Here is a 26,912-nt window from a genome sequence, read left to right on the forward strand (position 1 = left end):
TCAAAAATTTAACGCACTAACACTCGACTACGGGGGCCAATTGCCTGTTTAGACCTATTGAGTCTGGTACGGCAATTAACAGAATCTATTGAACAATTAGTTGAAGTAACGGTAGAAGTTTCTAAACCTACTGGATTAACTGCAAATGAATTACCGCTACTGAACTCGATATTAGGTGCTGTAACGGGCGACGAAAAATTAGATCCCTTTGTTTCAACCGTAGGTGTGGGCAAAGTAAATGCCTGCGGGACTGCTTGCGCGATCGCACTACTCGTATCAATTACGGGTACAGGAGTGGGTGTACTATTAACACTCACTACGGGTGTAGGTATAGGAGTGGGCGTAGGTATAGGGGTGAGTGTAGGAATAGGAGTGAGTGTAGGTGTAGGGGTGGGTGTAGGAGTGGGTGTAGGCGTAGGAGTGGGTGTAGGCGTAGGAGTAGGGTTGGATGTGATGGGAGTAGCATTTGCAGGTACTGTAATTGTCAATCTGACTAAGGGTACGTTGTTCATTTGCCAGGATGTGACGGTTGGCTTACCCGGTAAATCGGACTTGAAATCAAAGACTGTGGGACTTAAACCACCATCGCGATCGCTATATCGCGGTCCTTGCCCACTCACTTGAAAAGTCCCCTGATACTGCTTTCCTGTTTTCGGATCGGTGACGATACCTGTGTAAAAGGCTTTTGTGAGTCCAAATTCGTCCTGAACTACGCCTTGAAATTTAGTTCCTGGCACTTTTCCTTGGAAAGTATACGGTGTTAAAGTACCGCCAGAAAGAATCGGTGAATTGAGAATGCCATCAAACGAGATAACCGGAATGCCTTTAAAGTCAACAAAGTAATGCAGACTGCCATCTGAACGTGTTTCTACTTTCACATAGTTAGACTGGTATACAGGAACATAATTAGGATTGTTCTTAGAACCTATGTTGCGTTGGTAACTACCGTTGGAGTCGGTATCAACACGAGTCACTCTGTTATTGAAATTGGGATTATTGTTGGGAAGTTGAATGGTTCCAGATAGTGCGCCAGTGCCTTGAATTGTGATTTGCGCTGAAGCACTTGTTCCTGCTAAACCGATGATGACGGCTGCTAAACTACTGCCACCTAAAACTGTACAACCCAATTTAGTAGCTGCTGAACTTAATTGCATGAAAAATTTGCTCCTTAATTGGCATAAAAAAACACGCACAGGTTTACAGTCTCCGCTCCTATTGCGTGACAACAAAGTTCAAAATGTAACTGGTTTATAAACTAGTTGCTGTTTTTAAGCTTTCGGTAGATGGGTAATGCAAACTGATTTGAAATCTCATTTCTAACGAATTCAGGCAGGTAAATGGAATTGCAGGCGATCGCAAGTAGTTTGTAAATACTTGCTAGGGGGTTAAACCCCTTGTGATTACATTTACATCAGTACAAAATCAAAACCGGAAGGTCGCTCTTAATGCCCCAACTACTAAAGGGTCGTTAGCAGCATTGTGATCGGGATTAAAAATTACAAATATTCCTGGTGTCAAGGCCAGATGTTCATTTAGCTGGGCACGATAAAAAAGTTCTACATGGAGCGATGTATCACTGCGTCCGCCTGGTGTTCCTCCATCAGAAAAGTTAGGAAAATTGAATCCATCAGGCAAGGTGCTAGAAGTAATTTTGGGGGGTTGTCCCACGAGAATACCCCCCAAATTGCCAGAACGCAGCAAATTAGGAAAAGCAGCAAATACCATCCAATTTGTGGTTTCTACACTTCCAGAGAGATTAACTGGCTTTGAGGAAGAAAAGCCACCCCAACCGCCCAACTGTAGGTTCGGGTTAACGCGCCATGCCACAGTTGCACCAACAGCATGGGTATTGAAAGCTGTAGGCTCTGCAAAAGGAGAAATCAATTGGGCATCGCCAATACTGGTTCCCAATAATTCATTAGGTGAATGGGAGTAAAGATAATGCACCCCAATATCGACATTATCAGTAGGTGCTAAAGTTAGCTGAGCGCCTGCGGTAAATCTACCGCCGAACAATCCGCCCGATTGGCTATTGCTTGGAAAACCGGGAATTTCAGCACTATAAACACCTTGTAAGCTGATGCGATCGCTAATTTGCCAGTCAAAGCCTATACCACCAGTGCCGTTGCCAATGCTTAAAATCGGGTTGCGCTGACCGAATTGAGAAATTGCCCCGTCGCCAGAACCTTCTAAGGGATTAATGCCGCGAAAGGTATTAACTGGGTTGACACCAGCCGTACCTACAACAACTCCCAAGTTATCCGAGAGTAGAAATCGATAAGACAAGTCGTTAATTTGTAGGTTGTTTTCTGTATTTGACTCGAAACCCAATCGCCCCATATTGGTAGACACCAAAGATGCTGTAGAACCCAAATTTCCCGCAGATAGCCCTGTTAGCAATAAATCTCGTCCTGTAAACGAAGTTGCTAATGTTAACTGCACGCTATTTGCAAAAGTCAGGTTCGTTTGTCCCCGACGCTCAGATACTCGATCTCTAGGAAACAAATCTACATCGGTGCTATTTGTCCCCTGCACACTAAAAATAGCTTGACCAAATAATCTGGTATTTGTGGAAAACTGATTTGCCTGTAATTCATTAGTCCTTTCTTCTACAGCTACCAAACGCTCCTGTAATTGCTTTAACTCCCCCTGAAACTCGGCTTGTAACCGTTGCAGTAGGATTAAATCTTCATTGTTAATAGTATTTATTTTATTGCTAGTAATTAATTCGTTAATCTGCTCTAAACAAGCATTTAAACCAGCTGCAAACTCATAACGGCTGACAGCACGAATGCCAACAGAAGATTTAGGAATGCAGCCATAGCGCTCTACTATAGACTGCAAAGCGCCAAAAACCCAGTCAGAAGGCTGCACATCATCCAGTTGCGACACAGATGTCACCTGAGACATCTGGTTGTCTAGCTCTTGAGTGTCAGACTCTGGCGTTGGGTAGACGGGGGGAGAGTTAGAGACGGAGGGATAGGGAGATGGGGAGAATTCTTCTGTGCTTTCTGGCTTCTGAATTTTATCTGTTACAGTTTGGGGATCCTGGGATTCAGACAAGATAGAAGAGATTTGAGACTGACTCTTTTGTCTAACTTTCTTAAGTAGATTTTGATACTCTTTATTTGGAGTTGATGTAGTGACGTGAAGATTACCATCTGGCTGCACAAATTCAGGTGGTGTAATTTCAGCAGTTGGGAAGAGTTGAGATAACTGTTCCTGTTTTGACTCTTGCACCACTCTGTCTGACTGAATTACAGGCTGCTCAGGTAAATTGTTGGGCAAAGTTGTTTGCCCTGCTGTCAATACGCCAGCCATCAGTAGACTTATATCACTCATTGTATATCAGTTGACTAACACCAATACTTCTTTTCACGGTTTAAGTTGGTGTTCTTCAGGAATATTTCTAAAAATTAAGTGATAAAAGTTACTAATTATTTCAAACCAGCATGGAGGCAAGAGACTAGGAAAGAGTTTTCCCAGTCAACAGCCATTAGTCCCCAACAAAAATAGATTATTCCGCCTGACGACAGTACTTATTCAGTTCATTGACTAATGCATCCGACTCCTTACCAGCAGTTTTAGCTGCGGCTGTTAGGGCTGTATCAATTTCTGTTCTAGCCTTTTGTATTTTTTCCCTACCAGATGCCGAGGCTTCGGCTGTCTTAGCTGCACCCAGCGCCCTAGCTGCTTTAGCGATCGCTTGACTGAGATTCTTGAATACTTTGATAAAACGGCTTTGCAATTCTTTCATCTTGGGATCTGCCAAATTCAGTTCCTCTAAAGATGCAGTGACAGCTTCCAAATCTCTAGACAGTTGCATGGTTGTAATCACCTGCTGTCCTTTTTTTTGATCGATCAGAGAATTTCCTTCATTCACCACTTGAATTAGTCGCTGACATTGGGAAGCTTTATTTTCACTGCAACTAGTAACCAATAAAGCGATACTCAGACTCACAGGAGCAATAACAATATATTTACACCACACAGACATTAATACCCCAACAGCAGTAAAACCCCAACATGGTAGCTAATAATTCAGTTATTTTGCGTAATCTGTCAAAGAACAGAATATTTTATTTGAGCCTGGAAGAAAACGGACTTCACCTAGATAAACTTGTCACCACTCGTAATGCGCTTGGAAACTGGCTATCTTTCCTCTAGCGTCACTGACAAAGGTGGATTGTTTGCCTATTTCTCTGGACGCGATCGCACATACTTTAGACTTCTTTACAATTCCAACTTGAAGAAATAAAAGATTCCACTCATCTCAATAGAGTAATAAATCTAAATTAAATCTAACAAATCTGTAAATCTACTGATTTCTTAGCTTTTATTCCTATATTCACAATTATTTTAATAATAAATAACTGCAAATTTACTTATTTTTATCCATATATTTTAATTAAAAAATGCGTAAAATAAATGCCTGTTTAAAGAGTTATATAAGTTGCATTTTTGCTATTGTTATGAAGATTTGTTGAGAGATATCCTGGGAGAGATTGAGATAACGTGAACAACAAATTTCCTAATAACAAGACAGAAAATAATGTCTAAATTCAAGGTTTTGACCAGAGTTTTAGCTGCATCTACAATTAGCATCGGCTTTTTGTCTGTTACATCTGCTGCTCATGCAGCTAATTTAGTTCCCCAGCAAGAAGGAGAAATTAAACTCACAAATCTAGCGTGTCTTAGCAGTACAAACCCCAAATGTATAAACACAAGTTCAGGCGCAAATGGTTACACTGTGACCAGTTTGAATTACGATCCACAATTTTCAGAAAGCCGCCTGTTTGTTGATAAAAGAGACGTTGCCAACGATTACTCATCATTTGGTATCCAGTTTCTAGCACAGGATGCAGGCACTAATCCTGCTCTAGGAGAATATTGGTTGCGTCCAGTAGCTTATACTCCTAACACAGAGAAAATAGACCCGCCCAAATCCAATACTTCTAAACAGACTATTGATGCTCCCGCAGGAGCCAGCATTGGGACAGTCACTGCTACAACTCCGACTACAACAGAAACTACTACAAGTGCTGATGGTAAGAAGATAATCAAGAACATTACTGTAGAGACAACAACTGTCACCAAGCAAAAGAAAGTTAACGGTGTAAACAAGCTAATACAGGAGATTACTACTAAGACGATTACTCAGACAACGACAATTACCCCTGGTAAGCCTGTTGAAAAAGGACAGTTGGAAGTTGGTAAGTTCCAATTTGATTTCAACAGTCCATTGGCAGCGCTAAAGTTTAATTTATTTGATGTTGAAGACTCGAATCATACAGGAATTTTAAGCTACACCAACAGCGCGGGCCAAACTTTTTCAATTCAGGAATTGCTCGCAGGAAAGGAAGACGGTAATTTGCAATCACTGATTATCAAGGATGTCGTGTCGTTCGTGATTCAACTGGGTAATCCTGGTCAAAAATACGGCTACAACGATAGTCAGTTCATTAGCACTGGTGATGGTGTGAATTTACAATTGGAAACCGTACCTGAGCCTGGTAATTTGGCTGGCTTAGGTGCTTTGGCTATGCTAGGCATAACAATCGCACGACAACGCAAAAAGAAAACTGTTGACTGTTAAAAACTAGTTATTTTTTGGAGTTCCTTTCAGTTAAGAACTACTTTGGGTTGGGCCAAGCTATGGCCCAACCCAAAATCATGTATATAAGCGGTTTTTAGCACCAACAGTAAACGTGGAGTGAATCTGCGTAGCTAAATAATCTTCGGAAATGACATCGGCTCTTCCCGCAACAGAAGCAAGTGGCTAGAATAAGGCTATGTCTGAAAATTCCGCTTCTGTAACTGCAACACGCCCCACGTTCATCTTAGTAGATGGGCACTCCCTCGCCTTTCGTTCTTACTTCGCTTTCGCCAAAGGACGAGATGGGGGACTGCGTACTAAGACAGGAATTCCTACCAGTGTATGTTTTGGCTTCCTGAAGTCACTGCTAGAGGTAATGGCAACACAACAGCCACAAGCGATGGCGATCGCTTTTGATTTGGGTTTGCCAACTTTTCGCCATGAAGCTGACGATACCTACAAAGCCGACCGTCCAGGAACGCCAGAAGACTTTGTTCCCGACTTGAAAAATCTGCACGAGTTGTTGGATGGTTTCAATCTGCCAATTTTTACTGCTCCAGGTTACGAGGCGGATGATGTTTTAGGAACCTTATCACAAAAAGCAACTGCCGCTGGATATAAAGTGAAAATTTTGACAGGCGATCGCGATTTATTTCAACTGATCGACCCAGATAAAGAAATCACTGTTTTAAATTTTAGTCCCGATGCTCTCAAACGCTCTACAAATAGCATCACTGAATTTAGTACGGAAGAAGTTAAAGAAAAATTGGGCGTATTACCTACGCAAATTGTTGATTTTAAAGCTCTTTGCGGTGATAAATCAGATAATATTCCTGGGGTTAGGGGTATCGGTGAAAAAACAGCAGTACAGCTACTTAACACCTATGGTTCTCTCGAGCAGATTTATGCTGCACTGGACGAAATTAAAGGAGCAACTCAGAAAAAACTGGCAGAGGGTAGAGAAGATGCTAATAAATCTCGCTACTTAGCAAAAATAGTTGTCGATGTTCCTTTAGAAGTTGATTTTGAAAAATGTAAATTGAAAGGATTTGACACAAATATCCTGATACCAATTTTAGAAAAATTAGAATTCAAAACTTTTTTAGGCAAAGTCAATGAACTTCAGCAACGTTTCGGTGGCAAAGTTGCTGAAGCCCCAAAATTAGAAACGGCTGATACAGAATCAGAATTTGAAGACGCAGACCTTTCGTTTTTCAGTTTTGATGAGACACAAGCCGTACAACAGCAACCTGTTTGCCAAATTCAACCACGCATTATTAACACGGAAGCTAAACTCACCGAGTTAGTGAATCTTTTGCAGAAATTCACTAACCCAGAAACACCTGTCGCTTGGGACACTGAAACTAGTGACTTAGAACCACGGGATGCTTCTTTAGTAGGAATTGGTTGTTGCTGGGGAACGAAACCAGATGAATCAGCTTATATTCCTCTCAATCACAAAACTGGAGAAAATTTAAATCAAGAAGTAGTACTAGAAGCACTACGCCCAATTCTTGAAAGTGCTGATTATCCTAAAACTTTTCAGAATGGAAAATTTGATCGCTTAGTTTTCCGCTGTCAGGGAATTAACTTGGCAGGAATTGTATTCGATCCGATGCTAGCGAGTTATGTTCTGAATCCAGATACTAGCCATAACTTGAACGATTTAGCATTACGATACTTGGGATTATCGGTGCAAAATTATTTAGATTTAGTTCCCAAGGGCAAAACCATTGCTGATATAGACATCACTGCTGTAGCAAATTATTGCTGTTTGCAAGTCTATGCAACATTTCAACTATTGCTGAAATTGAGTGAGGAACTGGCAAAAATTCCAGCTTTATATCAATTATTGATAGATGTGGAACAGCCACTAGAATCAGTTTTAGCAGCAATGGAATACCAGGGAATCCACATTGATTCAGCTTATTTAAAAGAACTTTCACAGCGGTTAGAAACAGATTTGGCAAAGTTGGAAGAAAAAGCAACTGAGCTAGCTGGGGAAAAATTTAATTTGGGTTCTCCCAAAAAATTAAGCCAGATATTATTTGATAAATTAGGATTCAGCACGAAATATTCTCGTAAAATCCAAACAGGTTATTCTACAGATGCAGCCACATTAGAAAAACTCCAAGAAGTTTATGAAAGTGAGTTTGTTGATACGATTATTGAGTACCGCACTTTATCTAAATTAAAGTCTACTTATGTAGATGCATTGCCAGCATTAGTACGTGCAGATACTCAGCGGGTGCATACTGATTTTAATCAAGCAGCAACATCAACTGGTAGGTTATCCTCTTCTAATCCGAATTTACAAAATATTCCTATTCGTACAGCTTTTAGTCGGCAAATTCGGAAAGCGTTTTTGCCAGACCCAGGTTGGTTAATGGTGGCTGCTGATTACTCACAAATCGAACTGCGAATTTTAGCTCATTTAACTCAAGAACCAGTGTTGGTGCAAGCATATCAGCAGAATGAAGATATTCATACTGTAACGGCAAAGTTAATTTTTGAAAAAGAAGATATTACATCAGATGAACGAAGGCTAGCAAAAACTATTAATTTTGGTGTGATTTATGGAATGGGTTCTCTCAGATTTTCGCGTTCAACTGGGATAGATAAAGCCATTGCTAACGAGTTTATTAAACGATTTAACGAGCGCTATCCCAAAGTATTTGCATATTTGGAAGGGGTCAAAAAACAAGCGATCGCCCAAGGTTATGTAGAAACTATTCTCGGTCGTCGTCGTTATTTTGATTTTACTCACAACAGTTTACGCAAATTAAAAGGTAGCAATCCAGAAGATATTGATTTGAGTAAATTGAAGAATTTGGGTGCTTACGATGCGGGGTTATTGCGTTCTGCTGCCAATGCACCAATTCAAGGTTCCAGTGCTGATATCATCAAAATTGCGATGGTGAGATTGCATGAGGTTTTGCAGAAATATCAGGCGCATCTGTTGTTGCAAGTTCACGATGAATTAGTGTTTGAAGTCCCTCCCGATGAGTGGGAAGAATTAAAACCGCAGATTAAATCTGTAATGGAAGATGCAGTACAGTTGAGTGTGCCGTTAGTAGTGGATGTGCGTGCAGGTGAGAATTGGATGGAAACAAAGTAAAGGTGCTTGGCGAAATTGATTATCCTGAATTAGTTGCTCGCCAAAAACTTAAAAAAGGGGAACTGCTACACTTGCTGTACCCCCCTGTCGATCTAAAATTCCCTCTTGCTTACTGAACGCGACAGAATTTGCGATCGCTATCATTTTGAGGAAACTGCCAAGAATAGGCAAAATGGCTCACTCCCTTGAGTTGAGGCGCAAGTTTGCGAAGTGCCTGCATTTGTAATTCTAGTGGTGGACGATTACTCACCGATTTTCCCCAGTTACCAGCTAAAGCCGGAATTACCTGCGTTCCAGGTTGGGCGACGCTTAAAACTCGTTGTACTTGCGGCACAATACAACTAACGTTACCGCAAGTCGCATAAGACATCGGATGCCACTGCAAGGAACTAGGAAACCTATCCCAAGGTTGCAAGCGAGAATCATAACCTTGGCCTACAGTTTGATTGCCATCAGGGAAAAACACGACCCCAGAAGGAATCCCTAGCTGCTGTGCTGGGTAACTTGCTACGGCGACAAAATCCAGGATACCTTGCATGGCGTGAGCAACGGAGAGTTGCCACAACTCTATTTGCAGAGATGGTTGTCTGTCAGTGGGAGTCAGGATTGACTTTTGCGCTGGTGGTGGAATGCGCCCTTGCCACATCGGTTCACCTTCTTGAGGATAAAGTTTATCGATTTCAGCTATATCTGCTGCGGTTACATATCCCTTCCTTAAAAAACGCCGAATTAACTCCAGTCCTTTATAATTCTGTGCCCGTCGCAATAAAGCTTCTTGGGTGGCTTGACTATATAGCCATAAATCCGAAACTTTCGTGGCGATGGAATTACCCCCCGTTTGCCTGGGATAACGCACATAATCAAATAGCAAGCCATCCGGGCGACGGCGCAATACTTCTTGTACCATTTGGAAGTAGTCGCGTTTGGCTTGCATGTTGTAGGGGTCGATAAATACTTGAGAACTGCCATCTACTACATATAAGCTTGTTTGACCTTTACCATTGCGAGCGATCGCCCCTTCTCTATCTGGGCGTTGGGCATAGGTATAGCCAAAATTGTTGGTAAACATCCAAGCATAGACTTTTAAACCACGTTGCCGCCCTTTTTGGATCGCTGTGGCGAGTAGATCGATGTTTTCTGCCCCTGGAGTGCGAATTACAGAAGGCCAAACAGTTGGGTTAGCTGCTGCTGGTAATAAAACCTGTCCGTCATAGAAAACTTCTAAATAAACTTGGTTATATCCACGGTTGACAATCCGATCCATAATGTTGTCGATTGCTCCCGGTTGAATGTCACAGGGATACAAGCGTAACCAAAGGGCTTGGATGTTTGGCCAAGTACGACTACGGCAGTTCTGCAATTCTTGTGCGTGTTTTTGCAACAACTGCTGGTAGCTGCTTTGAGCATCTTTATTACCTTTTAGTGCTGACAAACGTAAGTTTTCTTTTGCTTGCGTTGCCACTGCTGATAATTGGCAAAACTCTGTTACTTGCGCCCCTGCTGGCTGAATTTCAAAGTTAGGAATCAAGAAAATACTGCTAAAAACAGCAGCGAACAGGCGACGTGAAAATAACATTGGTCTTGCAAGATTCAAGGGACGGTTATGCATACCTACAACTAGAAGGAAAAATCAATCATCAACCCTAATTCACAACAACTTGTGTCTAGAAATAGCATCTAGACATGAAAGAGCAGGTAATTATGAGGTAGTTAGGGGAGATAGCGAATTATTATTATTCCCTCTCATCGTCCTCATCTTTCCATCCTCCTCACGTATCATTTGCTATCTTTGATTCCAACTCGGTATCAAATAACTAACACGACATGTATTAAATTTTATATTCTCAAAATTAGGGGTTTTCAACCTTACTTGTTGAGGACTCCCAAACCCCTATTTCTGTTGCCTGATTTTTTATTTAATTAAGTTACACAAAACACTTGCACGATATTATACGATTGCAGCGAATGTTTTTTGTTACCTAGTACAATAACGTGGTATCCACAGTTAACTATCGAAGCCAAAATTCTAAATTTTTAATTCAAAACTCAGATTTAACTCAAGTTGCCAAAGTTGTCATGAGTCCTAAGTCAAAACTTAGGACTCATCACGCTGAAATATAGGGTAGTGAATAGTTAAGCACCACGCCTCAGTGCGGACTCTACCTGCTGTAACTCCTGCTCTAGGCGAGTTTTGAGCTTTTGTGGTACGGGTCGATTTGGGTAAGAACTGTAGTGTCCAGCTAAGGAGTTAAGGGCTGTTCGCATAGTTGTAAAAGAGTTAAGACCGGAAACAGCGTTAGCCCTTTGGTAGCGGGCTGAAAAGTCATTAATTTTTTGACGCGCTTGTGCTTGAATTTCTGTTTTGTTTGGTGAATCTTCTGATAAATCTAGGGCTTGTCTCATGGCATTGACCACAGCCAAGGTGTCTTGGCGATAATCTCCCGATAAACTGTCAGGACTAGAACAACCCATTAATCCAATGGTTACAACCAAAACCAGCGCAAGCAGACGCGACCAATAGCGTTTCATATGCATCAACTGAAACAATACGTAAATCAACGTCCATCCTATCCTGGAATGGTATCTTGGGGATCATCAAAGAGTGCTGAGTGAGGAGTGAAGAATTAAAAACTCCTAACTTTTTGATAAAGAGTATCTCGTTGTTGGTAAGGTCGTCCTAAAGAAGCGATCGCAGTTTGTAGGGTTTCGACTTCCATACAAGTTCCACCTAAAGCACCTGCCATTGTGGTGATGTGTTCTTCCATCAAAGTGCCACCGATATCGTTGCAACCCCAAACCAAGGCTTCCGTTGCACCAGCTAGCCCCAACTTTACCCAACTCGGCTGATGGTTGGGAATCCAATTTCCCAGATAAATCCGTGCCACAGCCCCTAATAATAGTGCATCAGCTAAAACTGGTTGATCGCGTCCGACACGACGGCGTAAAGGTTTAGGCGCTTCTTTGCCAACGAAGGGTAATAAAATAAATTCAGTAATTTGGGCTGGATATCCTCGATCCATAGCAGTTTTTTGGAGCGATCGCAATTTTTCTAAATGGCTTATTTGTTGTTCTGGTGTTTCAATATGCCCAGACAGCATTGTGCTAGTGGTGTGCAAACCTAATTTGTGAGTTGTACTGACAATTTCTAACCAAGTGGTTGTGTCAATCTTCTCTGGGCACAATACCCGCCGTACTTCATCATCTAACACCTCAGCTGCTGTTCCTGGCATTGAACCAACACCAGCATCTCGCAACGCAGCAATTACATCAGCATACTCAAGTCCGTCAACTCTGGCGATAAATTGAACTTCCTGTGGAGAGAAAGCATGTAAATGTATCTGAGGAAATTCTTGCTTGATGGTTTCTACCAGTTTTAGGTAATAGGTTAAAGATTTGCCATCAATCAGCGCTTGGGGATTTAATCCTCCTTGCATACAGATTTCTGTTGCGCCGCGCTGTACTGCATCTGTAGACTTTTCTAAAATTTGCGTCCAATCTAACCAGTAAGCCCCAGCATCACCATCATCTCGGCGGAAAGCACAAAAACTACAGTGCTGCTCACAGATATTAGTAAAGTTAATATTGCGGTTAATGATGTATGTGACCGTATCACCTGCTTGACTGTGGCGGAGTTTGTCAGCGGTGGTACGAATAGCTGCGATCGCTTCTGGGTCAGTTTGTTTTAACAATACCACTCCCTCTTGGGGAGACACATCATCCCCCATGAGGGCACGGTCGAGAATAGCATCAATAGTTTTAAGCTTCACAGGGCAGTAATTACAACCAGGTTACTCCTTCTATTGTGGCAAGAATCTGTAATCTCCATAAACTGACACACATGGAGTAGAAGAATTTTACTGTGCTATTTAGCAATACTTATAGACTCATTTATAAAAAAGTGACCATTTTTGCTAAGCAATTACGCTTAAGGTATTTTTTACACGCATTTTATTTTGGTTATGTTACAACTGAGTTGCCAAAAAATACTTATTGAGTAAGTTAGCTTCATTACTTGAAAAATTATACATTAACCATTTATGCATAAAAGCTTAGTAAACTCTAAATTATCTGTATCCTTTTCTCTAGAGTGGTTGCTGCTAAGTGCGATCGCAGTAGCAGTTATACTACGGATTCTCAATCTGGGAAGTAGAGAATTTTGGTATGACGAAGTTTTATCTTTACTAATTTCTACTGGGCAAAAGGGTGCCTATAACTCACCTGGAGATGCACCAGTAGTTTTAGCAGAATATACATCCTTATTGAAATTACCTGTCGAAGCAGGTATACGCGAGTTCTTCCTGACTCTTGGTCAGCTATTTCGGAGTCTGTTAGGAGGAGAACCTCATCCACCACTATTTTTCTTGAGCCAGCATTTTTGGCTGCGGCTTTTCGGTGACAGTGAAGCGGCAACGCGCAGTTTTAATACATTGTTGAGCATTGCAGCTATGGGCAGTGCTTACGGTTTAGGTAGAGTTGTCTTAGGAAACCGTGGAGGACTATTACTAGCAGCGTTACTAGGAATTAATCCATTTTATTTATTTCATTCTCTCAATCTGCGGATGTATGCTCCCTTAGTTTTGTGGGCAACATTAAGTGCATGGTCGCTGCTGCATCTGATTTATCAGCAAGATAATCATAATCGCCGCAATCAGTTGCTGTGGAACATCGTTTTGATTGGCTCGGTTGCGGCAGGGTTATTGACCTTTTATTTATATGCTTATTGGATAATTACTCTAGCAGTATTGGTACTTTACCGCGATCGCCAACATTGGTGGCAGCACGCCTTACGTTTGGGGGCTGGAGTTGTGCTGACCTTTCCGTGGGTAATATGGGGTACTTTGAAGCAACTCCGCAACGCTGACTTGAAACGTTTTGGTGCAGCGCCAGAAGTTGGCTCTGTATGGTTAAATCATTTGCAAGATGTTGCTCAAACTTTAGGTATCAACTTACTTATAGGAGACTGGGTATCAAGCCTAGCGCCCATTAGTATAACTATGGCCGGTTGTTTGGTAATCTTGCTGCTTTTAATTTGTTCTATCAGCCTTTGGCACAGGGGCGAGCAAAAAAACTTAGGTGTGGCTTTGATATTAGGAATTTTGCCGCTGTTGCTAGCTTTGGGAGTAGATATCGCAACTAAAAAGTTTACCTTAGGGTTTGGTTGGGGGCGGACTATGATAATTATTCTCCCTGGCTGTTTGTTATTACTAACTTTGTGGATAGAGCGAGGAATTGCTGGGCAATGGCGTACACCTGTAGTAGCTAGTTTATTACTGTTGTATCTCACCATTAGTATCGGTGATTTTAGTCTACGGCAGCGTTCAGTTTTTCATGCAGTTGCAGACTTGATTGTAAAAGATGGTAATCAGCCTACTTTAATCGCAATGAATTCTAAAGCTTGGGGTCATGTTATGCGTTTAGCTTATTACATTCCTCCCCAAGCTTCTGTGATGTTGTTAGCTGAAAAACCTGCAAACCTAGCAACTTCTTTAGAAAAAGTACTTAAAGATAAAGCCGAACAGTATCCTCGTCTTCTCTGGTTAGACAGCAGCGATCCTGTATGGTCGCGCTTGGATACAGAGGCGGAAATAGAAAGAGAAAATCAGAAAATTCAACAACTTTTATCATCTCAGTTTAAACTAACAAACACTCAAAATCTTTTAGGCACAATGTCTTTAGATAAATTTACCGCTAAGCTATATACACATTTGCCAAAAACTTGAAACTTACAGCAGTTCTCGTTTGCATCAAGTACAAAGGTCGCGGCTTTTGAGTTCTTAGTTTTGTACCTCATTTATTTGCAAAATTAATTTTTATATAATTGCCATACTCTAGAATATACACAACTATTAATCAGTTTTCTTTTCAAGTTGCCAAAGTCTACCACGTTTGTAAGCAGAATTTAGTTTGTATATTTTCTCAAGTTTAGATTGAAATACTTTTGAGGGATTATATAAGAATATATCACTAAAGCCATCAGGAACTTGAGGCATATTTGGCTCAATTAGTAACTGCATATGCACTTTGTCATTTAGTAGATGACTTAGAGACATTAAATCGCCAATATTCAGTGAATTATTACTACTAATCAGAAGTGGATTCTTAGTTTTGTTAATTATCCGAGCAATTTGCGGGTTGGCATGGCTACCTTTATTCCACCATGTCTCAGCTTGGGAACTAACGCCACAAGATAAAACTCCTGCGGCAATTAATATGACTATGATTAATTGCCAAAATTTACGGTTTATCAAATTAGCAGAAAAAATTTGAGTTGCTAACAAGTAAGCAATAATTAGTTGAACACCTACATAACATGGCATAACGTATCTAGCTCTAACGCTGAGCTTACCCCCAATCATCACATCAGGTAATATGAGAGCTAATGCAGTTACTCCACTCAATGTAAAAATAAACAACCAAACTCGTGGTGCGGTATGACGATAAACAAATAAAAATGAATATATTACTAAAATTAGTATCAAAGGAGTTAAAAATCGACCCCACCGCAAACCGGGAAAATCCAAATCGGGAAAAAATGGTTCGTAACGCCAAAAATCCGCAAATAAATAAGTAATATTAGTAATCCAAGTGGACACTAAACTTGATATGGATAGTCTGGCTTGAGCGCTGGCTGTTGTGCGGTCAATTTGATCTAAGTTATAAATAATAATTACAATCCAAGGGATGAAAGCTATAAAGCCAGCGCTAGTTGCTATCAAATAAGCTTTTACCGTTTTAGTGAATCGAAAACGTTCTATAGCAATTACATAAATACCATGAGCGATCGCCACCAATCCAGAAAACAAAAATGTATATAATCCGAGTGCTACTGTAACTCCATAAATCCTCCACAATTGCTTGCTACCAAGTCGCATTGCTCGTAGCAATAAAGCACTCTCTAGCAAGATAGTTACTGTCCACAAACTAAACTGTCGAGCCTCTTGAGCATACAATACATGCAAAGGCGAGACAGCTAAAAGTACTATGCTTGTCCATGCTATTATTGGCGACTCAAATAGTTCTAAACACAGCCAATAAATGCAAGGAAAGGCTAGCAAGCTAATAATGGCTGATAAACTTCTAGTTGCAGTTACTGAATTACCAAAAACTTGCACCCATAATCTAACAATCACATAATAAAGTGGAGGATGTTGAGTATCATCCACAGCCAAAGAATTAATTGTATCAATTACACCTTTTTCCGGATTGGGTCGCTGGTACTTTTGTACAGAATCAACATCAATTACACGTCCATCAAACACTTGTTGCACAAATTCTGTTTTAGTATACCCAGAAATTCGTAATGAAGTGTAAGCCTCATCGTGCCAGTAAACTTTGCGTTCGAGGTTGACAAAGCGGAAAAATATACCCACTAATAAAATAACTGTTAAAAACAATAGCCAATAACGATAAACTTTTTGAAAAGGTCTTCTTTTTATAGTCATTTTTCAAAAATATCTAAATTTGGCTGTTTTACTTTACTAAACACTGAATATTTTTGTAACCTATATCTGCGAACAAAAAGAATTATTTGACTTTTATATAATTGCTTTTTTTAAAATTAAATAATTTATTATTTAGATTGTATAGAGATAAAATACTAAATTTATTTCAGCTTGATAGTTAGTATTTATACTAATGACTGTAGGGCATTAATATCTCATAATGATTTTGATGTTTAAATTTCAACTACCTAAACAATATTGATACAGCAAGACTTGACGCTGACTAAAAGCCAGAATAAGCAAATAGGACAACATAAATCAAGCAATTTTTAACTGCTTAGTTTTTAGTGAAACAGCTACTATCTATGGGTATAGTGTCATATTGTACCTATATTTAAGCAAATTTATACACACCGTCACTGTTAATTTAAATTTCCTCTATGAATTTTAATTCACCCAAATCACTGTTAACGGTTCCGACTGGTTCATTACAGATTTCTGAATCACCTTTTATCAATGTGGATGCAGGTGATGAAGCCATCTATTTCTCTTTAGTGATTCCAACTTATAAAGAGCGTGATAACATCCAGAACGTTGTCAGAATATTAAGTCAGTTATTAGATGAATTTATACCAGGGGACTACGAACTGATTGTGGTAGATGACGATAGTCCAGACCGCACTTGGGAAGTAGCACAATCGTTGACGGAAGAATATCCACAGTTGCGGGTGATGCGTCGCCAACACGAACGCGGGCTATCTTCTGCTGTGATTCGTGGGTGGCAGGCAGCAAGAGGGCGTGTTTTAGGGGTGATTGATGGAGATTTGCAGCATCCACCAGAGGTGTTAACACAACTGTTAAGTGGGATTCAACAGGGGGTGGATTTGGCAGTAGCCAGCCGGAACATAGAAGGAGGCGGTGTCAGTAGTTGGAGTGTTGTCAGGCGTTTCTTGTCCCGTGGCGCTCAGGTGTTGGGATTGATTATTCTACCCAGTGTATTGGGCAGAGTTTCCGACCCAATGAGTGGTTATTTTATGGTGCGTCGAAGTGCGATCGCCAATGCAACACTCAATCCCGTGGGATACAAAATTCTGCTAGAGGTAATTGGCCGGGGAAAAGTGCGGGAAATCACTGAAGTGGGTTACGTATTTTGCGAGCGTAAAGAAGGTGAAAGTAAAGTTACGTGGAAGCAATATGTGGAATACATCCACCACTTAGTGCGGTTGCGTCTGTCCACAGGAGTGCTAGGACGAGTCAATCAACAAATCAATTTCCCCATTGGTCGATTCCTGCGCTTTGGGTTAGTGGGTTTGAGTGGGGTATTTGTGGATATGGCAATGCTGTATCTACTCAGCGACCCAACTACTCTGGCTTTGCCCTTGACGCGCAGTAAAATCATTGCTGGCGAAATTGCAATTTTGAATAATTTCTTGTGGAATGATGCTTGGACATTTGCTGATGTCAGCATGAAGCAGCAAGAATGGCATCAACGTCTCAAGCGCTTCTTAAAATTCAACATAATTTGCCTTGCCGGACTGGTTTTGAATGTTCTGGTGTTGAACTTAGTATTTAATTTCCTGATTCCTAACCGCTACATTGCTAACCTGATTGCGATCGCAGTTGCTACCATTTGGAATTTCTGGGTGAACTTGAAACTGAGCTGGCGTGTAACAGACGTGAAATAATCACACTAGGAGATTTAAGTTGCCATCGAACTTAAATCTCAAATATCAAGTCTACATATTTGCAAATTCGCTTGTTAAAGGCATGGCTGTAAAAGCTCTTGTTTGGAATGCATATCACTTTTGCAACCAGACAATCTCGTTACTGTCTACCTATGCTGAGTGAAATTTCTGTCTGACAAAGGATGCATTTGTATAATCGGTACGTCGCTATTCCTTCTCGCTGGCTTCACCCCTTGCTGTGCCTGATTTGGTTCCTCATTGGACTAGGCTTGCGCTTAACCAACTTGACTGGTAAGCCTCCTTGGACTGATGAGTTTTCCACCTTAGTGTTTAGCCTAGGAAATAGTTTTTTATCAGTACCGCTAGATCGAGCGATCGCACCTGATATTTTATTGCAACCTCTGCAACCCCAACCAAGTGCCACCATTCAAGACGTATGGGCACACCTGAGTCATGAAACTAACCATCCCCCACTTTACTTTGTACTAGCTCACTGGTGGATGCAGTTATTTCCTACACAAGGTGGTCTAGTTTCTTTATGGGGGGCGCGATCGCTAGCTGCTATTTTTGGTGCTGCATCTGTCCCAGCTATCTATGCTTTCAGCTGGCTGAGTTTTCGCTCTCGCTTGGTTGGTCATTTAGCTGCTGCCATGATGGCAGTATCACCCTACAGCATTTTTCTGGCACAAGAAGCCCGTCATTACACTTTGGCAATTTTGTGGGTGATTGCTTCCCTCGCCTGCTTAGTAGTTGCTACACGTCACATCCAAAATCGTACACAAATACCTATCTGGATAGCACTTACCTGGGTGGCAATTAATGCTTTGGGTATTGCTACCCACTATTTCTTCGCCCTCACCCTCTGCACTGAAGCTTTGGTTTTAATTGTTCTAGGTTGGCATCAGCAACAGCTAAAACAAGAGGATGCGGAGAATATTTCAGTACAAATCTCGCCGTCACCCTCTGGGTTCACTAGTCGCCCCGTCTTTGCGTCTCCCCATCTTTGCGTCTCCCCGTCTTCTTCATTCCCTCCTTGGCGGCGTATCTATGCGGTTGCTATCGGCACTTTTGTGGCGGGGGCAGTTTGGCTACCAATGTTTTTACAGAATAGCTATGGTAGTAAGTTGACGGATTGGATACAGCAACCACGGGAGGGATTTGCTTGGTTAAGCCCAATTTTTCAAGCTTTCGCAGCATGGATAACCATGCTTTACTTGCTACCAGTGGAAGCACCACAGCTAGCAATTGTAATTGCCTCTGGGCTAGTGATGCTAATTTTCATGATTTGGGCAGCACCAATTTTAATTCGTGGGTACAAGATGCAATTACAGCAACCAGAGAATCGCTTGATGACTCAGGTATTGTCTGGAGTAATTGCAGGCGCGATCGCTTTATTCTTTATTTTCACCTACTTTTTTAATATAGATTTAACAAGAGGTGCGCGTTATAACTTTGTCTACTTTCCCGCTGTCATAGTTTTACTAGGGGCGAGTCTTGCAGTTTGTTGGCATAGTTCCCATAAATTAATTGGCAAAGAAAAAGAAACAGGCAGATGGGGAATTAGTGGTAAAAAAGCAGTAATACTCATCTGGTTGATAGGATTTCTCAGTGCTGTAACAGTGGTTAGTAATCTTGGTTATCAAAAATACTATCGCCCTGACCTTTTCGTACAACTAATTCAAAAAACATCTCAAGTTCCAACGATCGTTGCTACTACCCAGATAACTCACGTACAAATTGGTGAAATGATGGGAGTCGCTAGGGAGTTGAATATTCAAAATCTTCTTTCTCCATCTCATCTATTTTTTCTGGCCCATCAAGACCAAAACCCTAATACTTCTACTACTGCGTTAGCAAATACAATAAAAACACTGTCAAGACCGTTTGACTTGTGGCTCGTGAACTTTCATGCTCCCATAGCAGAAGAAGTTAAAAAATGTGTTGCTGATATTCAATCTTTACCAGCTATAAACGGCTACGAATACAAAATTTATCACTGTCAACTGAAGGCTGGCGGGCGGAAATGACACTGCTATTAATTATTGATCTTTTTCCTGAAGTAGCGATCGCCAATCCGTAATTGCTTGTTCTGTCCATAGCCAATTATTACTCAATTTATCGATCTGAAAATTTATCGGATCGTTCTTAAGCACCGTTTGGCGTTGTTTAATCGCTTCTTTCATATACTGTGCTTGTTTAGTAGCAGATTGATGAGGCGCAGATTTATACAGTCCAATAGCTAAAGCAGCATAGGAAGTTAAAGCATCTTGAGGCTCTTTTGCTTCCAAAGAGACAGGTGTAGCAGAAGCTGTGTTTTGCTGTTTGAGAGCTAAATTCAAAGCTTGAAACCAGGAGTCATTGGCTCGATTCAGATTGCCCTCTGCGTAGTAAGCAAATCCCAAAGCATTTTTATACAAAGGCGAATCTGGTTGACCCTTGATGGCACTTTCCCAGTAACGGCGGGCATCATCGATGCTATATTTTTCGTCTCCAATCTGCACAGACTGCCATGCTAATCGCCCTTTAAGAAAGTTAACAGATGGATCGTCGGCTTGCTTTAATGGCACCAAATTCAGGGCAGTCTCAGCAGCAGCAAGTGCGCCACGATTGAGTAGTTCTTCCACCGCTGCAAGCCCTGCTTGTAAGTCGCCTTGGCTTAATTTTTCGGTAGCAGTAGCAGTGACAATTCCAGTAGCAGCGGTCTTTAAGTCGGTACTAGGGTTCTTTGCAGTGGGTAGAGACTGAGCGGGAATTGCTGGGATGTCAGGCAAGCTTGATGTCTGTCGATATTGCCACCACCAACCTAAACCAATTACAGATGCGATCGCGCTTGCTCCTACAATACCTAGAATCGGTCGCAATTGACGACGGGCACGAGGTCTCAATGGGGCTTGCGATGATGAGGCTAAATGATAATTTTGCCAATCTTCTGCAACATTGCGGTGAGCTTCGGTTATTGCCTCTGGAACTTCTCCCCAGGACTTTACTTGTCTTTCAAGGCGGGCAATTTCCCCAGCAACCTGTTCTTTGTGAAGATTATTTTCTCTAATCTGTTGCATTTCCCCAGCCATAGGAGGTTGCTCATTCCCGACGTTTTGGTTGTCTAGCTGGCGAAACAAATCCGAAACTAGAGCTGAATCTTCCGCATAGCTGGGGTCATCATACTCAATCTCATCAACGAGATCGCCCCAAGTTTCTTCACCTAGCCAGTCCAACCCAGAAGAATCATGAACCAAACCAGAGGGCATCATGTCGTCGATTGGTAAATGCATCTCCTCAGTATCATCTGCGATCGCAGAGTACATTGTAGTGGGAGTTTTTCTCAAAGGCTGCCTGTAATCATTCAGTGAGTCGGCACTTAGGTCAAAAGAAATTTCCGGGCAGAGAAAACCGTCAAACTCTGGCTGGAGGTACAAAATCGGTAAAGCCCAGTACGTCTGGTGAGAACCATAAGCAGAGATTAATCCCTGACGCACCCGACTCACACACAAATCTACAGGGTATCCCTGACTGAGGTTACGGTAAAACAGTTGTGTCAGCGTTAGCGCTACTTCATCGGGAATGCGTTCCGACATTGCCAAAACGCTTCTGATACCCCGTTTTACCAAACTTTCTGCGAGGTTACGTTCACCTGTTTCGCCGACTGTGTTGGACGTAGCCGTGTATGCTCCCCAACAAGAGTTAAACACTGCCATTTGGATGCTGTTGTTAACGAGCAAACCTGCTAGATCGTCGCCACTGAGGATTTCTGTTAAGCCAGTTCTGCTACTGACAAGATAAATTTCGCCACCGTTTGGCCCTAGGCTGCTATGACCGGAGTAGTGTAGAACATGGTATCTTCCTTGTTCCAAGGCTTGTGTCAATTCTTCCCGCCCTGGTTGGTCTAGCAGAGTAAGTTCAATTTCTGGGAGATGATTGCCGTTTTCGCCAGTTCGTGATGCCTTGCGGTGAAGCTCAGCTTGCAGTCTAATAGCTTCTTGTTTGAGCAAATCAAGATGGACTTGATCGGGGGGAGAAGCAAGAACCATCAGTACTTTCACGCCATCTTCTGGTGGGATTTTTGGTATGTTTCTCGATGGCAGCCGTGAAGCCGCCAAAATTCCACTTTGGTAGCGAGAAAAAGCAACATAAGGGCCAGTTGCCAGGGGGCGATCGCCTGCGTGCATGACTTCCCATGGCAGACGTGCTAACCTGATGTCTTTTAAACCCAAGCGTAGACGCAGTACCTGTTGATGATTTTGGGCAATACCTTGGGCGGTAATCCAACTATCTCTGAGAGTGCCTTGAAACAGTGCATTATAAAACTGCTGACCCAATGCCACCAAGTTGACAGAGTTCCTGGCGATGTCGCTTTCCCGACCGCCAAAAGGTAAGGCATCTCCCTGCAAGACCGACTTTAATGGGTCATTCATGAGATGCCCAGCAGCCGCCAACCATTCAACTACAGGCCAAGTCACCAGTTCTTCTGCCAATGGCACCCCAGGCGCGACTCGTTCCGTCCGCACCAAGTAGTCATTTGGCCCTACTGGGGTTACGGAAATGTGAAATTCTTGAGTCACAGTTTCTCCTGTTTGCCTCCTAAATCTAGTTTGAAACGCGAAAGTTTCAAGTCGATTTCTTGCTCTTTCTGATACCTTAGATGCATCCTGCTATTGAATGTTTCTAAACTAAGTTGTTTTGCTTTCTCGGCTTCTACAACTTTATCCGGATTGGTTGGCATCCGCACAGAACACTTTATTGGTAGATGCACCTTGATCTTTAACTCCCCTAGTCGGTTTATGCCTGCTGGGTTTTTTTTATATTAGGTAACAATTACCAAGTAAAGGCATTCTTGTCCAGAGAATAAAGCTTAACTTGAGAAAATTGCTCCCTGAGAACTAACTTCCCTAGTTGGCTAACACTTACTATTTTTTTATACTGGACACCACTAGCAACCATAATTATGGAACATTTATCCGGAAGATGCTGGTTGAGCCGCGAACATTTAATTGGTAGATGCACCCTGATAACTAACTCCCCTAGCTGGCTAACACTCGCTGGGGGATTTTTTTGTGGGCATCACCAACAACCATAATTATGAAACATTTATCCGGAAGATGCTGTTTGAGGTGCGAACATTTAATTAGTAGATGCACCCTGATAACTAACTCCCCTAGCTGGCTAACACTTGCTGGGGGATTTTTTTGTGGGTATCACCTATTGTCGAACATTTATCCGGAAGATGCTGTTTGAGGTGCGAACATTTAATTGGTAGATGCACCCTGATAATTAACTCCCCTGGCTGGCTAACACTTGCTGGGGGATTTTTTTATAAGAGGCAAACAGTAACTCCATTGATGAAAGCTTTATCTGGAAGTTACTGATTGTGCCTCGAAAAAATCAATTATTGATAAACATACCCTGATAATTAACTCTCCTAGTCGGTTGCCACCACCCGAGGATTTTTTTATGCTGAGAAAACAGCATCTCTATTTGTGACAATTTTATCCGGAACATACTGTCTAATCCTAGAATAGATTATCAGTAAATGCACCCTGATAACTAACTCCCTTAGTTGGCTGCCACCACTGGGGGATTTTTTTGGTTGTGCCAACAGCATCTCTATTTGTGACAATTTTATCTGGAATACGTTGTTTAATTTTAGAACAGATTATTTAGTAGATGCACCTGATAATTGACTCCCCTGGCTGGCTACACCACTAGGGGATTTTTTTATCTTCAGAAAAAAACACTTCAGTTCGTACAAATTAATCCGGAGGATTGTGTCTGGGCTGAGAACATTTAATTGGTAGATGCACCCTGATAATTAACTCCCCTGGTTGGCTAACACCCACTGGGGGATTTTTGTGAAAAATCTTTTAGTCGTGTGTCCTAAGGGCCAATATTTGTTCAGGGCAATATTCTAGCGCAAGTGTAGAGCAATATTCTAGCGTGTATGGTGTGCCATTTCTTTTAGCTTCACCGCTTGTTGATCCCACTTTGCTTTGAATCCACGCAAGCAACCTCTTCACCGATAAGGTTTTCAGTATACTCTTGGCGCGTATGACCTCAGTTTAGGTGCTTTAACTCGCAGTGTTAGCCAAATAATGAATTATTTAAGGATATTGCTTTTTTTGCGTTGGACACAGTCCTTAACAGAGGCTTCGCTTTGACACCCTATAGAATTTCCGCTGTGTAAAAATCGGAAGTCTGCCCATCATATCATTAATATTGATTAACTTTCTATCTTGGTTTCTAAATAATTTTCATTCCTTGATGAATTAATACCACTGTGCGGAATTAAAAATTTCAAATGCCTTGATTCTAAGGGGTTGAGGCATTTTTAATGGTATATTTATGGTAGGCTCCCAAGAGCTATGCTATTTATATACTGCCTATATGCAGAGAGGCATAGAGCCAGATGAGTTTAGCTGTCATTAAGTTCTCTTCGGAAGAGTGCGGCATCTGCCACAAAATGTCTTTTTATGACCAAAAGGTGGCTGAAGAGCTGGGTTTGCAATTTATTGATGTGAAAATGCAAGACACGGCTACTTACCGCAAGTATCGTAAGATTTTGTTAACCCAATATCCTGATAAATCAGAAATGGGATGGCCTACTTATATTCTCTGTGATTCTCCAGAAGGAGAATTTCAAATTATAGGCGAAGTAAAAGGAGGTCATCCCAAAGGGGAGTTTAGAAGTCGCCTGCAAGAAGTTCTAAATTCAACGGCTAGTGCTTAGCTTGAAGGCAGAGGGACGACAGACAGTCGCCACAAGTCGGCAGAGCCGCCCAAGGCGCTGTCTCCAGAGGGGCAAGAGAGAGCATAATCTTTCCCCTAATCCTTTACTCTAGTCAGAACTAATTACCTCAAAAGATTTAACCTCTAAGACAGGGCCTATCATGGCAGTCGTCATGACATCTTCGCGTACCTGTCCTTTAACTTTTGCTTTTTGTCCGGCTTTGAGTAAGCTTTTGTCTGCACCTTTGAGGATTTCGTAAGTAACACCCTCATCTGTGACTAAGGCCCAAGCCCCCATACCGAGTTGACGACGTTCGATAGTACCTGTAACTGTGATGCTCATAATCGAGTACCGAGTGTTGAGTAGGGACTAGAGACTAGGGACTAGGAAAATCTTTCTTGATACCCAGTCCCCAATAGTTAGTCCCTTTTATGCTGGTTTACTTTCGTTTTTCAATGCTAAACGAGCCAGTCCATAACAAAGTAGGGCATTGACAATAAGGAAGCTTCTAGCCAAGTTACCACTTCCCAAGCCCCAAACTGCTGGGTCGTAAACTGCACTTACTGTTAAGCACGCTGCAACGCCTAGGGTAGAGCCAATGGCAAACCATTTCCAGCTAGGATGTCCTAACAGTAATGCTATTAAAACAAGGGGAATCGCCACGCTGGCAAACAGGGGATTAAAAGCATCAGTGCCCTGTATGGTATTGCCTAGTTCGGGAATGGAACTGCCCAAAACTCGGAAAGGCCACTGGGGAAGGTCAAAGATATAAATTCCCTTGAGTAAGAATAACCCAGAACTCCCAGCAATTAAGCCACTGGATAAAGTCCAACTCCAGGTGAAGGGGAAGTAAACCCGTAAAAACCAAGCCAAAAGATAGGAACCCAATACCATTAAGACTTTGGGTAACAGTGCCACGGCACCACCATCAATCCAAAAACGGGGGTTAAGATAGCCGTTATCGCGTAACCATCGGAAGAAATCTTGGAAACTGATTTGTCCATTGATGGCAAGTTTGACTGCGGCTTCGGCATTGAGGTGTCCAGCACCATAGTAGTTCAAGTTATCATCCTGGATAACTCTTGCTGACTGCTTGAGAACTTTTAATATTTCATCTGGTTCTTTGATGCCACTGGCTTTGATTAATGCTGCCACACCAGCTACGTGAGGGGAAGCCATGCTTGTGCCTTGAAGCCCCAGAAATACCCCTTCGCCGTTTTCGTCGATGGTCTCTTGCAGAATCGTACCAGCTTCACTACCACCAGGGGCTGAGATATCAACACCAGCACCAAAGTTAGAATAAGGTGCTCTTTCTCCATCCGGGCCGAGTGCTGAAACGCCGATAACATAGGGATAACGCGCTGGATAGCCTGCCCCATTGGCGTTTTCATTACCGGCGGCAGCAACTATCGCAACGCCTTTTCTGTGGGCATATTCAATTGCTTGTTTCATCAACTGGCTTTCACCGCCACCGCCCAAGCTCATATTAATGACATCTGCGCCATTATCGGCAGCAAATTTAATGGCTTCGGCAATATCGGCAACAGTACCGCCACCATAGGAACTGAGTACCTTTAGCGGCATGATATTGGCTTCGTAAGCAATCCCAGCTACGCCATAATTGTTATTAGTAGATTGAGCAACAGTACCAGCGACATGAGTACCGTGTCCGTGGTCATCTGTGGCTTGTTCGCGGTCGTTAACAAAATCGTAGCCTTTGACGAATTTTGTTTCTTGCAAGTCGCGCACTTGCGTAACACCTGTGTCAATTACAGCAACTGTTACGCCGCTACCCTTAGTTTGACTCCACGCGCCTTCAACGCCGATTTTGTGAAGGTTCCACTGTTTGCTGTAACACGGGTCGTTAGGGCCAATTAACGAAGGAGTTGTTTCCCCACAGTTATTGGATTTCAAAAACGCTTCCTGTCCAGTTGCTTCACTTGGTTGGGGAATTAGCCTGTAGATGTAATTTGGCTCGATAATTTCTGTCGCTTTAGCAAATGGAGATTTTTGCAGTTGTTTCAGTCGCTGGCGATCGCCTTTGATAATATAAACATTATCTTGCGCTGAAAATTTGTTATCTAATTGGGGTGTAACGTTGTATTGTTGTGCGATCGCTTGTAAATCTTGCTTCACTATCTCTGTAGGAATATCTTCCCGAAAATCAAGCAAAATTGTCTCAAAATCGCCTTTAGCTGCTAATCCCTGAAAGTTCAGGAAGCCAAATACAGCAGTTACTAACCCAATGACAAACAAGCACAATAATATAAGTCTTCTCATATTAACTCGTTACCGCTTTTTGCCAGTTTGCTCACTACCATAACTTATATCCGTCTCTATGTGGATGTAT

18 protein-coding genes are annotated in these 26,912 nt (G+C 42.0%); 7 read left to right on the top strand and 11 right to left on the bottom strand.

Features of this window, described 5'->3' with window-relative positions:
• Positions 1 to 8: 8 nt before the first annotated feature.
• The 3 genes from RMY31_RS29965 to RMY31_RS29975 form a co-directional block, all read right to left on the bottom strand.
• Complete coding sequence (locus RMY31_RS29965; protein WP_322662067.1) at positions 9 to 1,154, bottom strand: hypothetical protein; 1,146 nt, start codon at positions 1,152 to 1,154, stop codon at positions 9 to 11.
• Positions 1,155 to 1,422: 268 nt separating this feature from the next.
• Positions 1,423 to 3,342 (bottom strand): iron uptake porin, encoded by a 1,920-nt coding sequence (locus RMY31_RS29970; RefSeq protein ID WP_322662069.1) that lies wholly within the window; start codon positions 3,340 to 3,342, stop codon positions 1,423 to 1,425.
• A gap of 175 nt (positions 3,343 to 3,517) precedes the next feature.
• Complete coding sequence (locus RMY31_RS29975) at positions 3,518 to 3,997, bottom strand: hypothetical protein (protein ID WP_322662071.1); 480 nt, start codon at positions 3,995 to 3,997, stop codon at positions 3,518 to 3,520.
• A 123-nt stretch (positions 3,998 to 4,120) separates the two neighbouring features.
• Here RMY31_RS29975 and RMY31_RS29980 point away from each other — a divergent pair, with 123 nt between their 5' ends.
• From RMY31_RS29980 to polA, 3 genes are all read left to right on the top strand, one after another.
• Positions 4,121 to 4,258 (top strand): hypothetical protein, encoded by a 138-nt coding sequence (locus tag RMY31_RS29980; RefSeq protein WP_409878839.1) that lies wholly within the window; start codon positions 4,121 to 4,123, stop codon positions 4,256 to 4,258.
• A gap of 294 nt (positions 4,259 to 4,552) precedes the next feature.
• Complete coding sequence (locus RMY31_RS29985; protein ID WP_322662076.1) at positions 4,553 to 5,596, top strand: LEVG family PEP-CTERM protein; 1,044 nt, start codon at positions 4,553 to 4,555, stop codon at positions 5,594 to 5,596.
• Between the two features lie 196 nt (positions 5,597 to 5,792).
• The gene (gene polA / locus RMY31_RS29990) at positions 5,793 to 8,714 is read left to right on the top strand and encodes a DNA polymerase I (RefSeq protein WP_322662078.1); all 2,922 of its coding nucleotides are present in this window, start codon (positions 5,793 to 5,795) and stop codon (positions 8,712 to 8,714) included.
• 109 nt (positions 8,715 to 8,823) lie between these two features.
• On the opposite strand, the gene RMY31_RS29995 is transcribed toward polA, so the two are convergent.
• From RMY31_RS29995 to cofH, 3 genes are all read right to left on the bottom strand, one after another.
• Entirely contained in the window at positions 8,824 to 10,323 is a 1,500-nt protein-coding gene (locus tag RMY31_RS29995; RefSeq protein WP_322662080.1) for a family 10 glycosylhydrolase, read from the bottom strand.
• 524 nt (positions 10,324 to 10,847) lie between these two features.
• On the bottom strand, positions 10,848 to 11,243 hold the full coding sequence (psb27, locus tag RMY31_RS30000; protein WP_322662082.1) for a photosystem II protein Psb27: 396 nt from the start codon (positions 11,241 to 11,243) through the stop codon (positions 10,848 to 10,850).
• Positions 11,244 to 11,338: 95 nt separating this feature from the next.
• Complete coding sequence (gene cofH, locus RMY31_RS30005) at positions 11,339 to 12,481, bottom strand: 7,8-didemethyl-8-hydroxy-5-deazariboflavin synthase subunit CofH (protein ID WP_322662084.1); 1,143 nt, start codon at positions 12,479 to 12,481, stop codon at positions 11,339 to 11,341.
• Positions 12,482 to 12,751: 270 nt separating this feature from the next.
• Here cofH and RMY31_RS30010 point away from each other — a divergent pair, with 270 nt between their 5' ends.
• Positions 12,752 to 14,434 carry a glycosyltransferase family 39 protein gene (locus tag RMY31_RS30010; protein WP_322662086.1) on the top strand — a complete coding sequence of 561 codons (1,683 nt, stop codon included), beginning with the start codon at positions 12,752 to 12,754 and terminating at the stop codon, positions 14,432 to 14,434.
• 126 nt (positions 14,435 to 14,560) lie between these two features.
• On the opposite strand, the gene RMY31_RS30015 is transcribed toward RMY31_RS30010, so the two are convergent.
• Positions 14,561 to 16,156, bottom strand: a complete 1,596-nt coding sequence (locus RMY31_RS30015) for a glycosyltransferase family 39 protein (RefSeq protein ID WP_322662088.1) — start codon at positions 16,154 to 16,156, stop codon at positions 14,561 to 14,563.
• Between the two features lie 440 nt (positions 16,157 to 16,596).
• On the opposite strand from RMY31_RS30015, the gene RMY31_RS30020 reads away from it, so the two are divergent.
• Positions 16,597 to 17,841: a glycosyltransferase gene (locus tag RMY31_RS30020; protein WP_322662090.1), complete on the top strand. Its 1,245-nt coding sequence runs from the start codon at positions 16,597 to 16,599 to the stop codon at positions 17,839 to 17,841.
• Positions 17,842 to 18,023: 182 nt separating this feature from the next.
• Complete coding sequence (locus RMY31_RS30025; RefSeq protein ID WP_322662092.1) at positions 18,024 to 19,868, top strand: phospholipid carrier-dependent glycosyltransferase; 1,845 nt, start codon at positions 18,024 to 18,026, stop codon at positions 19,866 to 19,868.
• A gap of 12 nt (positions 19,869 to 19,880) precedes the next feature.
• Here the strand turns inward: RMY31_RS30025 and hetF are convergent, their stop codons facing one another.
• Together hetF and RMY31_RS30035 are read right to left on the bottom strand one after the other, a co-directional pair.
• Positions 19,881 to 22,400 carry a cell division protein HetF gene (gene hetF, locus RMY31_RS30030; RefSeq protein WP_322662093.1) on the bottom strand — a complete coding sequence of 840 codons (2,520 nt, stop codon included), beginning with the start codon at positions 22,398 to 22,400 and terminating at the stop codon, positions 19,881 to 19,883.
• The gene (locus tag RMY31_RS30035) at positions 22,397 to 22,561 is read right to left on the bottom strand and encodes a hypothetical protein (protein WP_409878845.1); all 165 of its coding nucleotides are present in this window, start codon (positions 22,559 to 22,561) and stop codon (positions 22,397 to 22,399) included. Before RMY31_RS30035 ends, hetF begins: the two co-directional genes overlap by 4 nt.
• Before the next feature lie 1,680 nt (positions 22,562 to 24,241).
• Between RMY31_RS30035 and RMY31_RS30040 the strand changes: the two genes are divergently transcribed.
• A complete protein-coding gene (locus tag RMY31_RS30040) occupies positions 24,242 to 24,562 on the top strand; it encodes a thioredoxin family protein (RefSeq protein WP_322662098.1) in 321 nt (106 codons plus the stop codon).
• Positions 24,563 to 24,670: 108 nt separating this feature from the next.
• On the opposite strand, the gene RMY31_RS30045 is transcribed toward RMY31_RS30040, so the two are convergent.
• Together RMY31_RS30045 and RMY31_RS30050 are read right to left on the bottom strand one after the other, a co-directional pair.
• Entirely contained in the window at positions 24,671 to 24,904 is a 234-nt protein-coding gene (locus RMY31_RS30045; protein WP_322662100.1) for a hypothetical protein, read from the bottom strand.
• A gap of 87 nt (positions 24,905 to 24,991) precedes the next feature.
• Positions 24,992 to 26,842, bottom strand: a complete 1,851-nt coding sequence (locus RMY31_RS30050) for a S8 family peptidase (RefSeq protein ID WP_322662102.1) — start codon at positions 26,840 to 26,842, stop codon at positions 24,992 to 24,994.
• Between the last annotated feature and the right edge of the window lie 70 nt (positions 26,843 to 26,912).

It is taken from the genome of Dendronalium sp. ChiSLP03b (assembly GCF_034531165.2).
In the GTDB taxonomy this organism is placed as follows: Bacteria; Cyanobacteriota; Cyanobacteriia; order Cyanobacteriales; family Nostocaceae; genus Dendronalium; species Dendronalium minutum.